This is a genomic window from Halomonas sp. DP8Y7-1 (assembly GCF_019801685.1).
GTDB lineage: Bacteria > Pseudomonadota > Gammaproteobacteria > Pseudomonadales > Halomonadaceae > Halomonas > Halomonas litopenaei_A.
The window spans coordinates 894145-906511 of the sequence record NZ_JAHVIN010000005.1; the positions used below are offsets into that span (position 1 = coordinate 894145).

The window sequence follows — 12367 nt, forward strand, 5'->3', positions numbered from 1 at the left end:
CGAAGGGGCGCTCAGGGGCACATCTGGCCGCCGTTGACGTCGATCACCTGGCCAGTGATGTAACCGCTGGCGGCGTGGGAGGCCAGGAACAGGAACGACGGCGCCACTTCCTCGGAGGTGCCAAGGCGACCCATGGCGATGGTGGAGGCGATCTTGGCCTTGACCTCATCGCTCTTGTCGGCGTGGAAGGCGGTGTCGATGGTGCCCGGTGCGACGATGTTGAAGCGCACCTTGTCCTTGGTGAATTCCTTGACCCAGTTGCGGTGGAGGTTATGCAGCATGGCCTTGGAGCCGCCGTACAGAGAGGCGCCCAGGCCGCCGCCTTCGCGTCCGGCGATGGATCCGGTGCTGATGACGCTGGCGGTCTCTCCGCGCTTCTCGGCAGAGGCCTTCAGGTGCGGCATGGCGAAGCGGGTGGTCATGATCACCGAACGCAGGTTCAGGTCCATGACCAGGTTGAAGTCGTCGTCTTCAAGGGACTCGAGACCCTTGCGTACACCCAGGCCGCCGGCGTTGTTGACCAGCACGTCGAGGCTGCCGAACTGCTCGACGAATTCGTGGACCAGGGCCTCGCACTCGCCGCTCTTGGTCAGGTCGCGCTCATAGTAGGCGAAGCGCGCACCTTCAGACTCCAGCTGGGCGATCAGCTCCTCGGCGGCGGCGTCCTTCTGGCTGCTGTTGATGCCGACGATGGCACCTTCGCGAGCGAAGGCGACGGCGGCGGCGCGTCCGATGCCCTTGGTGGAGCCGGTGATAAGGACGGTCTTGTCGTTGAGGTCGGCGAACATGAAATGCTCCTGAACTAAGCGGGCCTGCGACAGGCCGCATCATGGGATGGTTCGGTGCGGGGAGGGCGCAGGGCGCCACCCTCGATGTTGTGCAGCCAACCTTAGCCCAGAGTCTTATGGTCTTCAAACAAATAAGGACAAGTGAGGCTCGTACTTTGGTCTTGATGGGGTGGTGAGTGGAGAGGTCCAGTGCTGTGGCAGGCTTGCGAAGCGTTTTGTTTTCAATTGTATAAGATGCTGTTTTATAACATTGTTTGTCGATTATTTGTGCGGATTTTTAAGCGCATTTGCGTCTAGATGATGCGTTTGTCATGTCCCCGTTAGCATAAAGTATAAGTTGTAATAACTTGTCTGTTTTTCGGTCCGAGGGCACTCTTGCAAGCGTTCATTCCGGTGCCGAGCAAATGCGTTGACGCCGGAGCTTCCGACGCTAGCTGACAAGAGAGATAACCCATGCGAACGCTTCCACGCCTGCTATGTGCTTCCCTGCTGGTGGCGACCTCCTCGGTCGCGGTCGGTGACGACTATCCCACCAAGCCGATCACCCTGATTGTGCCCTGGTCTGCCGGCGGCGGCACCGACGCCGTGGGTCGACAGTTCGCTGCCGGGCTGCAGCAGGAGCTGGGGCAACCGGTCAATGTGGTCAACCGCACCGGCGGCTCCGGTGTGGTCGGTCACATGGCGATGAAAATGGCGCGTCCCGATGGCTACACCCTGGGCCTGGGTACCGCCGAGATCGCCACCTACCAGCACATCGGCACCGCGGATCTGTCCTACGAAGACTTTACCCCGATCGCGCTGCTCAACCTCGACTACGCCGCCTTTACCGTCAACGCCGAGGCCCCTTGGCAGAACCTGGAAGAGGCGCTGGCGGATCTGGCCGAGTCACCCAACGAGTACACCGTGTCGGGCTCCGCGCCCGGCGCTGCCTACCACCTGTCCTTCGCCGGCTTCCTTGATCAGCAAGGCATCGATCCCAACACCGTCAACCTGGTGCCCAGTGAGGGGGCGGCGCCAGGTCTGCAGGAGCTGGCTGCGGGCGGTGTCGATATTGTCTTCTCGTCGCTGCCGGAAACGGAGTCCATGCGTGAGTCTGATCGTGTGCGCACGCTGGCGGTGCTATCCAGCGAGCGTGAGGACGCCTTCCCCGATATTCCCGCCGCTGGCGAGGTGACCGGCGATGACTGGTCCCACGGTTCCTGGCGTGGTCTGGTCGGCCCCGAGGGGCTGCCAGAAGACGTCACCGAGCGCCTGCTGAGCGCGGCTGAGGCCGTGTGGAACTCCGAGGATTTCCAGGCGTTCATGGAAGGCCGCGGTTTCGGTGCGGTATGGGAAGGACCGGAAGGCTTCGAGGCGTTCATGGCCGAACAGGACGCCAACAACGCATCCATCATCGACAAGCTGGGCCTGGCCCAGTGATCGACCTTCGGTCTTCACCTGCTGATGGTGGGTGGGGACCGCCAGTGACACTTTGTAGAAGCGCCGCTTGGGCGGCGCCTCTCCGCTGATGCGTCTGCATCAAGGAGACATGTCTCATGCGTACCAGTGATGCAATATCAGGAACCATGGCGGCGGCCTTGGGGGCTGCCCTCATCGTGGCTTCTGCCGATTTGAGCCCATTGCCGCGGCAGGTCTACGGCGCCGGGACCTTTCCCAAGGTGGTCGGCGGGCTGTTGTTGCTGATGGGGGGGCTGTTGATCCTCAAGGGCTTGCGACAGCGCCAGGCGTTGGTGCGCTGGTCGGGCAAGGTGGTCGGGCGCCCCTTCCTGCTGGCGCTCGGTGCGGTGGTGGCGAGCGTCATTGCCTATGTGCTGCTGACTCCGGTGCTCGGCTTTCCGGTGGTGGCGGTGACGCTGTTGACGCTGCTGTTCCGGATGTATCACCGCCGCGGCTGGGGCCGCGCGCTGCTGATCGCGGTGATGGCGACGGCAGTGATCTGGATGCTGTTCGCCCAGGTGCTGCACGTCCCCCTGGCTCCCGGACTGCTTGAACAGGTGCTCTACTGATGAACGAATTACTGCAAGCTGCCTCCATGGTGCTCGACGCCGAGGTGATCCTGGTGATCATCGCGGCCTCCCTGTTCGGGCTGTTCATGGGCGCTATTCCTGGTCTTACCGCGACCATGGCGACCGCCTTGCTGGTGCCGGTGACCTTTTTCATGGAGCCGCTGCCGGCGATCGCCGCCATCGTCTCAGCCACCGCCATGGCCATCGTCGCGGGTGATATACCTGGGGCGCTGCTGAGGATGCCGGGTACGCCGGCGTCTGCGGTCTATGCCGACGAGGCCTATCTTCTGGGCAAGAAGGGCAAGTTGGGGCTTGCCCTCGGCATCAACGTCACCTGCTCGATGCTGGGTGGCATTATTGGCGTAGCGGTGCTTGCCCTGTTTGCCCCGCGGATCGCTGAATTTGCGCTGCAATTCACCAGTGACGAGTATTTCTGGCTGGCCTTGTTGGGGCTGTCCTGCGCCATCCTGGTGGCCGGTGGCGATCCGCTCAAGGGCGCTATTTCGATGCTGATCGGCCTGTCTCTGGCGATGGTCGGCATGGACAGCGTGTCCGGCCAGATGCGCTTCACCATGGGCAGCTATGACCTGCTTGCCGGTATCTCGTTGCTGCCGGTGCTGATTGGTTTGTTTGCCATTACTGAACTGCTGCGCAGCCTGCCTGGGGCGGGACAGAGCGCCGCTAACGTGGAAACTCCCAAGGGCAAGCTGCTGGACGGCGTTGCCGGGACAACCTGGCGCTACAAGGGTGGCGTTGCCCGAGGGGGCCTGCTTGGCACCATGATCGGGGCGCTGCCCGGCGCCGGCGCCGATATCGCGTCCTGGATCAGTTATGCCATCAGCCGCAAGCTGTCCCGTGAGCCACAGAAGTACGGTACCGGTCATCCAGAGGGGCTGGTCTCGGCCAGCGCCGCCAACAACGCGGCCCTGTCCGGCGCCTATATCCCGGCGCTGGTGTTCGGCATTCCCGGGGATACCGTCACCGCTATCATCATCGGCGTGTTGACCACCAAGGGCATCACCCCGGGCCCGGACGTCTTCACCGAGCAGGGTGCCCTGGTCAACGCCATCTTCATGGTGTTCGTGCTGGCCAATCTGCTGCTGCTGCCGCTGGGGCTGATGGCGATCAAGGGGGCCGGCAGGTTGCTGGCGGTGCCCACAGGGGTTCTCTACCCATTGATCCTGATGTTTTGTATCGTGGGTGCCTTCTCTGCCAACAACAGCATGTTCGACGTCTGGATCATGCTCGGCCTGGGGCTGGTCGGGGTCTTCCTGATGGAGAACGACTTCCCGCTGGGTCCGCTGATTCTGGCCTTTATCCTCGGCCCCATCATCGAGAGCAACTTCATGCGCTCGATCCTCAAGTCCGACGGCGACCTGATGGCCTTCGTCGACCGGCCCATCGCCATGGTGCTGGCGGGGCTGGCGATTCTGACCTGGACTCTGATCATCGCCAACGGCATCTGGAAGGGGCGTCAGGCAGGCAGGCCTGGCAAGGCCAAGACGGTGGCCTGAGCGGGGAAATGCGCCAGTGTTAGGGCAAGGAACGGCGAAAGGCGCCCGGGTACGACCTCAAGGTCCAGTGCAGGGCGCCGTTTGCGATGGTAAAAAGGGAGGGGGCCACGGCGGAGTGACGAGCCGGACGGGCAACTTCCAGGGAACAAGAGATCCGGAGCAAGGCAAGATGGCATTAGAGGCGAAATTTTCACTGGCTTCGGCGGTCTACGAGAAGATTCTGGAAGCGATCATCGAAGGCCAGTACCCGGTCAATGAGAAGTTGCCCACCGAGGCGCAGTTGTGCCGTCGCTATGAAGTCTCTCGTCCGGTGCTGCGCGATGCCCTGGCCCGACTCAAGGAGGATGAGCTGGTGGTGTCCCGGCGCGGCTCCGGCAGCTTTGTCATTCGTCAGCCTGACAGCGCGGTACTCAAGTTTGCGCCTATCTCCAGCATTGCCGACATTCAGCGCTGCTTTGAGTTTCGCACCAACGTCGAAGCGCGGGCAGCACATCTGGCGGCGTTGCGACGTACCCAGGAACAGCTCGACCAGATTCGTCGCTGCTACGACATCATCGATGAGGCCAATGCTCGCCACGATCTGGCTACCGACGAAGACTATCGCTTCCATCTGGCGATTACCGAAGCGGCCAGCAACCACTACTACACCACCGTATTGAAGTCGCTCAACGAGAGTATCAAGGAAGGGATGAACCTGACTCGTGGGCTGTCGCTGATGGCGTCGCAGGCGCGCCTGCGACTGGTACAGGACGAACATCTGGCCATCGTCGACGCCATCGCCGCCAAGGATGGAGAGGCTGCGGAAGCCGCCATGCGCGCCCATATCGACAATGCCCGACATCGGATGTTTGAAGGCACGCGTTAGCAACTCGTCTGGCGTGCGCCTGGCAGGCTCCATGGAATCGATGAACCCTCAGCAGCCGGCTATCGCCAGAACGTCCACCAGCGACGCTCCTTGCTCGTCGGGCGCTGGACGTGCAGGGCATCGATGAAGGGATTGATGTCGTGAGTCAGGGTGAGAAAAGCCCGATCCACCGCAGCGCTCCCATATTGCGCTTCCAATTCGGCCCACCTGGCCTCTGGCAGCACGCTGAAGGCCAGGGTATCGCTGCCTTCCGACTCCCATACCATCCTGATGCTGTAGTCAGGGGCCATCAGTTCGTTAATCGTCATCAACGTGATGTGCCGGTCCCCCGGTGACTGGGTCAGCGGCACTGCCCGTGACCGTTCTGCGTAGGTGATGGTCAGCACGTCGTCGACCCAGTGGGAGCCCAGCATACCGGTGTGGGCGACGGCCTCGCAGTAGTCAGCCAGCACGGCGTCGTCATCTCGCCAGTCGACCCAGAAGACCTCTTTGTCATCGGCCAGCAGAAGATCAAAGATATCATCGGTCGGTTCAGCGATGAGTTTCTCTACCAGGTCCATGGGATGCCTCCATGTCAGAGAGGGGCTGGTGATCGCAGGCTGGAGATTGTCGAGGCCGTCAGAGGTCAGGCAACGAGAACGGGGTGAGTGTCGATGTTTCCTGCTGCATGAGAGGAGAGTGATACTCGAGTCTACCGCCGGGCAGGGGCGATAGAGCAAGCTTGGGAACGAGATCTCGGCGTTGCCGCATAGTTCCTGCGAACGTTGCCAGGGTGGCTTCAGATGTTGGCTCCCGCTACGTGTACCTGGGTACGAGACAAGTATCTGGCTGGGTAGCGAGTGCTGAATCCCGAGGCGAGTGTCGGCACTGCGTCGATAAAGAAGGCTCCGCCGGGAGACTGCTGCGGGACGGAGCCTTGTATGGATTGCGGACGGGCCTAGAGCCAACCGAACAGCAGCGGGTCCAGCAAGCCTTGCGGGTAGGTCAGGGTGAGGAAGGTTGCCATGCTGACCAGGAATCCCGTCACCCCCATGGCCATCAGCAGGGCCAACCACCACCGCAGCTTGGCAACGGCCAGCAGGAAGACCAGAGTGAACAGCGTGGCGGTGGTGATAAAGCCGATCGAGAGCATGGCACCGACCAGCGCAAAGAACCCGATGAGCCAGACGCTTTCACGCTCCAGACTTTGCTGCTGCCAGCGGGGACGGCGAATCACGCTGCGCGCCACTTCCGCCAGACAGGCCACGGCCATGATGGCGATGGCCAGGCGGGGCATGATGCCGCCGATGAGTGACAGCTCGGAGACGTTGATCCAGGCGCTGGCCGCCAGGACCAGCAGGGCCACCAGCAGGATGATGTCGATGATGCCGAGCTGGTGCGGCGCCACGTCGTCGCTAGTCTGGGTAGCAGCGGCCCCGACAGACATGGCCTGGCGGCGTTTCTTGACGCCGGCACCAATGATCGGGATGAACAGCGCAGCCAGGATCATGGCGCCGATGATCAGCACACCGGGACGCAGGAAGGCGTCAGCACCCTGAAACTGTACCGCCTGGTAGAAGTAGGCCTCAGCCCCTGGGGCGAGGACGAAGCCGATCAGGAAGGCGGGGCGTGACCAGTTGGCGCGCTTGAACAGCACGCCGATGACGCCGATGGCACCCAGCGCCAACAGATCACCGGTGGCTCGCGTCGCCTGGAAGGCGGCGAAGATGATGAGCACGGTGATCAAGGGAGCCAGGGTGGCGAAGGGCACCCGGGTCAGGTTGGCCACCGGGCGTGCCAGGAGCAAGCACATGGCGGCACCAAGGATGTTGGCAAGGGCCAGTGACCAGATGATGGTGTACGTCAGATCAAGATGGGTCTCGATCATGCCAACGCCAGGTTGCAGGCCCAGCAGCAAGAGACCGCCGAGAAACACGGCGGCAGTGCCCGAGCCCGGTACCCCGAACAGCAGTGTTGGTACCATGGCGCCGCAGGCGCAGGCGTTGTTGGCGGATTCCGGGGCGATGACGCCACGAATGTCGCCCTTGCCAAATGCGGACTTGTCCTTGGCGGTTTGGACCGCATGACCATAGGTCAGCCAGTCGACGACAGAGCCCGCCAGGCCAGGAATGGTGCCCACCAGACTGCCGATGGCGGCGCAGCGGGCGACCAGGCCACGCTGTTGGCCAACATCCTGGATGCCGCGGCGCCAGCCTTCACCAAGGCGGCAGGGCTTTTCGGCGATAGCGCCACGTTTGACCAGCAGGTCGATGATCTCGGGCAGGGCGAAGATGCCCAGGCCGACAACGACCAGAGGCAGGCCATCAAACAGGTAATCGATGTCCAGATTGAGACGAAACTCACCGGTGGCCGGGGCCATGCCGATACCGCCTACCAGCAGGCCGAGCCCGCAGGCGGCAAGCCCCTTGAACAGATCTGCGCCTGACAGCACCGCCACCATGGACAGGCCAAGCAGCGTCAGCATGAACAGCTCTGATGACGAGAAGGACAGTACCAGCGGGCGGGCGATCAGGATAAATCCGGTCAGCACCACCGCACCAATCAGGCCACCGATCATGGAGGACAGGAAGGCGCTGGACAGGGCCCGGGCTGCCTGGCCCTTCTTGGCCAACGAGAAACCGTCGATAACGGTGGCTTGAGAAGCGCTGGAGCCAGGGATGCCGAGCAGCACGGAGGCAAAGGTGTCGCCAGTCGGGATGACGGCGACCAGTCCCATCAGCATGCCCAGTGCCACCGTAGGCTCCATGCCGTAGAGGAAAGGGAGCAGCAGGGACATGCCAGCGATGCCCCCGAGTCCGGGAATGATGCCGACGATCAGGCCGACCATCACCCCCAGCAGCATGAACAGCATATGGGACAGGGTGAACAACTGTCCCAGGCTGGAGAGGAAGATATCAAGCATGGCGTTGGACTCTCGTATTGTCGTAGCGCTGAGGCGTGCCCCCAGCGCTGTTGTCGTCACGTTGTTGTGGTCGATCTGTAAGCCGAGCTGTGAGCCGAGCTCCTTTCGGCAGTCCTAATAGAGAAGCTGCGGTTAGTCGCTGATAGCGCCGGAGTCCGCTGGTATCTGGAGGAGGACTGCGCGGCGCTTGCGCCATTCAGATCTGGGCGTTGTGTTTTTCCTTCAGCCAGTGGGTGAGCCACTCACGGGTCGCATCATCAATGCTCATGGCGTCTTCCAGGTGGCGCTGGATAACCTCGCCGACCACCGGATCATAGGGTCCCAGCTGAGCTTCAGCGTCCTGCTTGAAGGCGTCGGTAGCGATGAACTCGCGTGCTGCGTCACGATAGGTCTCGATCAGGTCTGCCGGGGTGTCCTTGGGGACCACAATCAGCTTCTGCAGCGCGTAGCCCGAGGCGAAGAACTTGCGAAAGGCTTCGTAGGCAGGGCCTGTTGGCGCTTCGCCGTGGCGGGCGGCGTAGACTTCATTGAAGGTGGGCAGGTCGGGGAAGGCGGGGTCACGTACGATCTCGCCTTCATCGTTAAGCAGCCCCAACGAAAACAGCGGGACCGCCTTGCCGGACTCCACCAGCGGCAGGACGTTGCTCAAGTAGGCTGAACTGGTTTGAAAGTCGATGTCGGCCTCACCCCGCTCGAAGGCCAGTCGACCTTCGCCACGGCTGCGCATGCCGAATACGGCCTGGACGTCGGCGCCCAGCAGATCCAGAGCGATCAGTACTGGCAGTTCCAGGCCGGTCGGGTTCTGGGCGGCGATCTTGACCTGCTGGTCGAGCATCGCATCAATAATGGCGTCGGCGTCTTCGCCGAGACTCGGCTGGCCGTAAACCACGCCGCCAGTAGGCGTGGCCAGGATCGGCGTCCATTCCTGGTAGTCGTAGCGAACACGGCGGTCATCCAGCATGGCCGGGTACTGAGTCGATGCAGAGGTGCCTAGCCAGTGGGAGCCATCCGTCTTGGCACGCATGGCGAACAGGTTGGCTCCGTTGATCGAGCCTCCACCTGGGACGTTATCAATCATGATGGTGGGTTCGCCGGGCAGGTAATCGCTGAGCCAGGGCGCGAAGAAGCGAGCCCACACGTCGGTGCCGCCACCGACGCCAAAAGGCACTGTCCATTTGATGTTGCCAGGAACATCGGCGTCATCTGCGTGGGCCGTGCCGCAGAGCGTCGCAGCGGACACCGCGAGGCCTAGGAGGGTGGCGCGGGCCATGCCGCGAAGCCGAAAGACTGAGGGTGATGACGTCGAGGAAGACGGCTGCGACGAGACGTTCTGTAGCGAGAAGTGCTGGAGCGAGAGGTGCTGGAGCGAGAGGTGCTGTAAAGAGACAAGCGTTGGCTTGGTCATGGCGTGGTTCCTTCTGTGTTGTCGTTATCAGGGGCCTGCCGTTGTCGGCAGTGCCCGTAGCGCTGACATCATCGTCATGCGACGAGGCCAGAGCGAAATCGGGTTGAGTCGGATCAATCGGGCAGGGCGTAGAACAGGGTGCCGGCCATGATCTTGCGCGCGGTTCGGATCAGCGAGACGCGCGCGATGTCGGTGGCGTTGCTGCCGCGGTGTTCGACTTCCAGATCAATGAAGCCCGATGGGTGTTCGATACTGACCCGGTAGGCCAGCTCGTTGGCTTCCAGTGATCCCGCGCCAACGGCGATCAGATTCGCTACGGTTCCCGGCACGCTGACTGACGACGCGACGGCGATGGCGCCGGTCACGGCGATGGCCTTATGGCAGCGATGGGGCACGAAATAGCGGGCGCACAGGGTGCGTCCCTGTTCCAGTGCAGGGGACACCAGCACCGGCTTTGGCAGCACGCTCTGGCTGACATCGCCCAGGCCCATCAGCTCGCCGGCGTGTCGGCGGAGGCGCTCTATACGCGCCAGCAGCTGACGGTTCGCGTCCAGCTGGTCAGGGGACTCGTGCCCTGTCAGCCCCAGCTCTTCCGCTCTGATCATGATGATGGGCGTCGCCGCGTCGAGGCAGCTCACGGCGACGCCATCGATCAGATCCACCACATTGCCGGTGGGGAGAAGGCCACAGGTCTTGGTCCCGACGATATCAAGAAAGCTCAGTTGAATGGCCGACGAGGTCCCGGGAACGCCGCTGATACGGGTGTCGCCATCGTAGAGAACCTGGCCGCCCTGGGTCGGGACATGGCACTCGATCAAGCGCTGCGTATTCAGGTTGCGCACCCTTACCAGCGTGAAATCCTGCTGCGGTTCCACCAGGCCGGACTCAATGGCGTAGGGCCCCACCGCCGACAGCATGTTGCCGCAGTTGGGATTGAAGTCGACGCGGTGATTGAGCACGTCGACCTGGGCAAACAGGTAGTCCACGTCGGCATCGGGATGCGCCGAGCGCTCAACGATGGCGACCTTGCTGGTCAGTGGGTCGCCACCCCCTATGCCATCGATCTGTAGGGCATGACCGGATCCCATCAGGCTGATCAGGATATCTGCCCGAGCCTTCTCATCCTCGGGAAGGTCTGACATGCGCAGGAAGGGGCCTCTGGAAGTGCCGCCTCGCATGATCATGCAGGGGATGCTGTTCATCATGGTGATGTCACGTCGTTGTTGGAGGTCACGACAGCAGCTTGTCACCAGGCGTTTGATGCTTCAAATGCAAAGAGCTTTATGTATCAATGCGAAAGACGGATTAATGCGCTATGGTTATCAGTAGCTCACCGATCATGCAAGAGTAGAGATATGCTGCACAGGCTGGAATTTCTTGATCTACAAGCGTTTATTCAAGTCGCCGAGCTGGGGTCGTTCCACGAAGCGGCACAGCGTCTGCACCTCTCGCAGCCTGCGCTCTCGCGGCGAATTCAGAAGCTCGAGGAGTTGCTGGAGGTCAGCCTGCTGGAGCGCACCACGCGGCGTACTCGCCTGACGGCCATTGGCGCCGATTTCCTGCCGAGGGCTAGACGCATGATCGAGGAGTACGAGTCCTCGATTCTCGGCATTCGCGAGCTGGCCACCCACCAGACCGGCACGGTCACGATTGCCTGTCTACCGACCGCCGCATTCTACTTCTTGCCGAGTGTGATTCGTGAGTTCAGCGAGGCCTGGCCGGGTATTCGGATTCGCATACTCGACGTCAGCGCCAATGAAGGGCTGGAGAAGGTCATCAGTGGTGAGGCGGACTTCGGCATCAACATGTTCAGCGCTCAACGCCCTGAAGTGTCGTTTACGCAGCTACTGAGAGACCCCTTCGTACTGGCGCTGCGATCGGATCATCCGCTGGCCGCCAAGACGCAGATCGCCTGGGCCGATCTGGAGCAGGTAAGGCTGATCACCGTCAGTCGCGATAGCGGCAACCGCACCCTGCTGGATAGCGCCCTGTCAGCCGAAGGCATCCATCTCAACAGCTTTTACGAGGTGCAGCATCTATCGACGTCGCTGGGGCTGGTGGAGTCTGGATTGGGGGTGGCGATACTGCCGCGCATGACCATGCCGGGCCCGGACCACGAGATCTTGTGTTCGCGCGAACTGCCCGAGCCACGCATTCTGCGCACCATCGGCCTGGTGCGCAGCAATCTGCATAGTATCTCGGGGACTGCCCAGCTGTTTATCGACCTGCTGCTGGAGAAGTGGACTCACTCGTGAGCGGGAGGATACTCCCTGCGTGCTTGCGGCTGATTCAGCCTGGATTCAGCTAGCCGCGCTATAACGGCTACCTTCATCCCACTATGGAAGGACGATGTCATGCGTAGCACACTGATGGTGTTAGCCCTTGGTCTGGTGTCGACTCAGGCGTTGGCGGGTGCCGGCCACGCTCAGTCGTCAATGATTGATCCCGCGCACGCAGAGCGCACCATCGCTGTCGAGGCTGGCGATATCTGGTTTGATCCAGAGCAACTGAGCGTTGCTCCTGGCGAAGTGGTCGCCTTCGAGGTCACTAACAGCGGCCAGTTGGAGCACGAATTCGTGATCGGCTCTGCCGAGGCTCAGGATGAACACCGCAAGATGATGCGTGAGATGGCATCTGGGGGAGGACATGGCATGCATGGGGACGGTCACGACATGAGCCAGATGCACGGGGCCATGGAGATGCCGGCAGTTACCCTGGCGCCGGGAGAGACCAGGACGCTGGTCTGGCAGGCGCCGGAACAGGGGGCATCGCTGACCTTCGCCTGCAATATCCCTGGACATTTCGAGGCGGGCATGCACGGCGCTCTGAGTGTGGGACCATAGGCGTCAGTCAGGGCCACTCCTTCCAGCTTGGCTGGGGCGTGGCA

Annotated in this window: 11 protein-coding genes; 6 read left to right on the forward strand and 5 right to left on the reverse strand. The window is 62.1% G+C overall.

The window, feature by feature from the left end:
* Positions 1-11: 11 nt before the first annotated feature.
* Positions 12-788: an SDR family NAD(P)-dependent oxidoreductase gene (locus KUV41_RS09195; RefSeq protein ID WP_222485686.1), complete on the reverse strand. Its 777-nt coding sequence runs from the start codon at positions 786-788 to the stop codon at positions 12-14.
* 453 nt (positions 789-1241) lie between these two features.
* Between KUV41_RS09195 and KUV41_RS09200 the strand changes: the two genes are divergently transcribed.
* From KUV41_RS09200 to KUV41_RS09215, 4 genes are all read left to right on the forward strand, one after another.
* On the forward strand, positions 1242-2207 hold the full coding sequence (locus KUV41_RS09200; RefSeq protein ID WP_222485688.1) for a Bug family tripartite tricarboxylate transporter substrate binding protein: 966 nt from the start codon (positions 1242-1244) through the stop codon (positions 2205-2207).
* 116 nt (positions 2208-2323) lie between these two features.
* Positions 2324-2794 (forward strand): tripartite tricarboxylate transporter TctB family protein, encoded by a 471-nt coding sequence (locus KUV41_RS09205; RefSeq protein ID WP_222485690.1) that lies wholly within the window; start codon positions 2324-2326, stop codon positions 2792-2794.
* Complete coding sequence (locus KUV41_RS09210; RefSeq protein WP_242520858.1) at positions 2794-4308, forward strand: tripartite tricarboxylate transporter permease; 1515 nt, start codon at positions 2794-2796, stop codon at positions 4306-4308. Before KUV41_RS09205 ends, KUV41_RS09210 begins: the two co-directional genes overlap by 1 nt.
* Before the next feature lie 169 nt (positions 4309-4477).
* Entirely contained in the window at positions 4478-5173 is a 696-nt protein-coding gene (locus KUV41_RS09215; protein WP_206942652.1) for a FadR/GntR family transcriptional regulator, read from the forward strand.
* Between the two features lie 59 nt (positions 5174-5232).
* Here KUV41_RS09215 and KUV41_RS09220 read toward each other — a convergent pair whose 3' ends face one another.
* The 4 genes from KUV41_RS09220 to KUV41_RS09235 form a co-directional block, all read right to left on the reverse strand.
* Entirely contained in the window at positions 5233-5733 is a 501-nt protein-coding gene (locus tag KUV41_RS09220; RefSeq protein ID WP_222485692.1) for a hypothetical protein, read from the reverse strand.
* 377 nt (positions 5734-6110) lie between these two features.
* On the reverse strand, positions 6111-8075 hold the full coding sequence (locus KUV41_RS09225; RefSeq protein ID WP_222485694.1) for a tripartite tricarboxylate transporter permease: 1965 nt from the start codon (positions 8073-8075) through the stop codon (positions 6111-6113).
* 196 nt (positions 8076-8271) lie between these two features.
* Positions 8272-9480, reverse strand: coding sequence for a Bug family tripartite tricarboxylate transporter substrate binding protein (locus KUV41_RS09230; RefSeq protein WP_261395967.1), 1209 nt, complete (start codon positions 9478-9480; stop codon positions 8272-8274).
* Between the two features lie 113 nt (positions 9481-9593).
* Positions 9594-10685, reverse strand: coding sequence for a 4-oxalomesaconate tautomerase (locus KUV41_RS09235; protein ID WP_222485696.1), 1092 nt, complete (start codon positions 10683-10685; stop codon positions 9594-9596).
* A gap of 150 nt (positions 10686-10835) precedes the next feature.
* Between KUV41_RS09235 and KUV41_RS09240 the strand changes: the two genes are divergently transcribed.
* Both KUV41_RS09240 and KUV41_RS09245 read left to right on the forward strand, forming a co-directional pair.
* Complete coding sequence (locus tag KUV41_RS09240; protein WP_222485698.1) at positions 10836-11735, forward strand: LysR family transcriptional regulator; 900 nt, start codon at positions 10836-10838, stop codon at positions 11733-11735.
* Positions 11736-11834: 99 nt separating this feature from the next.
* Positions 11835-12323: a plastocyanin/azurin family copper-binding protein gene (locus tag KUV41_RS09245; protein ID WP_222485700.1), complete on the forward strand. Its 489-nt coding sequence runs from the start codon at positions 11835-11837 to the stop codon at positions 12321-12323.
* Positions 12324-12367 lie beyond the last annotated feature (44 nt).

What these genes read in the sequence shown, in the direction of transcription:
- KUV41_RS09235 (WP_222485696.1), bottom strand. Translation starts at nt 10,685, where the DNA reads ATGATGAACAGCATCCCCTGCATGATCATGCGAGGCGGCACTTCCAGA.
- KUV41_RS09220 (WP_222485692.1), bottom strand. Translation starts at nt 5,733, where the DNA reads ATGGACCTGGTAGAGAAACTCATCGCTGAACCGACCGATGATATCTTT.
- KUV41_RS09240 (WP_222485698.1), top strand. Translation starts at nt 10,836, where the DNA reads ATGCTGCACAGGCTGGAATTTCTTGATCTACAAGCGTTTATTCAAGTC.
- KUV41_RS09215 (WP_206942652.1), top strand. Translation starts at nt 4,478, where the DNA reads ATGGCATTAGAGGCGAAATTTTCACTGGCTTCGGCGGTCTACGAGAAG.
- KUV41_RS09210 (WP_242520858.1), top strand. Translation starts at nt 2,794, where the DNA reads ATGAACGAATTACTGCAAGCTGCCTCCATGGTGCTCGACGCCGAGGTG.
- KUV41_RS09200 (WP_222485688.1), top strand. Translation starts at nt 1,242, where the DNA reads ATGCGAACGCTTCCACGCCTGCTATGTGCTTCCCTGCTGGTGGCGACC.
- KUV41_RS09230 (WP_261395967.1), bottom strand. Translation starts at nt 9,480, where the DNA reads ATGACCAAGCCAACGCTTGTCTCTTTACAGCACCTCTCGCTCCAGCAC.
- KUV41_RS09245 (WP_222485700.1), top strand. Translation starts at nt 11,835, where the DNA reads ATGCGTAGCACACTGATGGTGTTAGCCCTTGGTCTGGTGTCGACTCAG.
- KUV41_RS09225 (WP_222485694.1), bottom strand. Translation starts at nt 8,075, where the DNA reads ATGCTTGATATCTTCCTCTCCAGCCTGGGACAGTTGTTCACCCTGTCC.
- KUV41_RS09205 (WP_222485690.1), top strand. Translation starts at nt 2,324, where the DNA reads ATGCGTACCAGTGATGCAATATCAGGAACCATGGCGGCGGCCTTGGGG.
- KUV41_RS09195 (WP_222485686.1), bottom strand. Translation starts at nt 788, where the DNA reads ATGTTCGCCGACCTCAACGACAAGACCGTCCTTATCACCGGCTCCACC.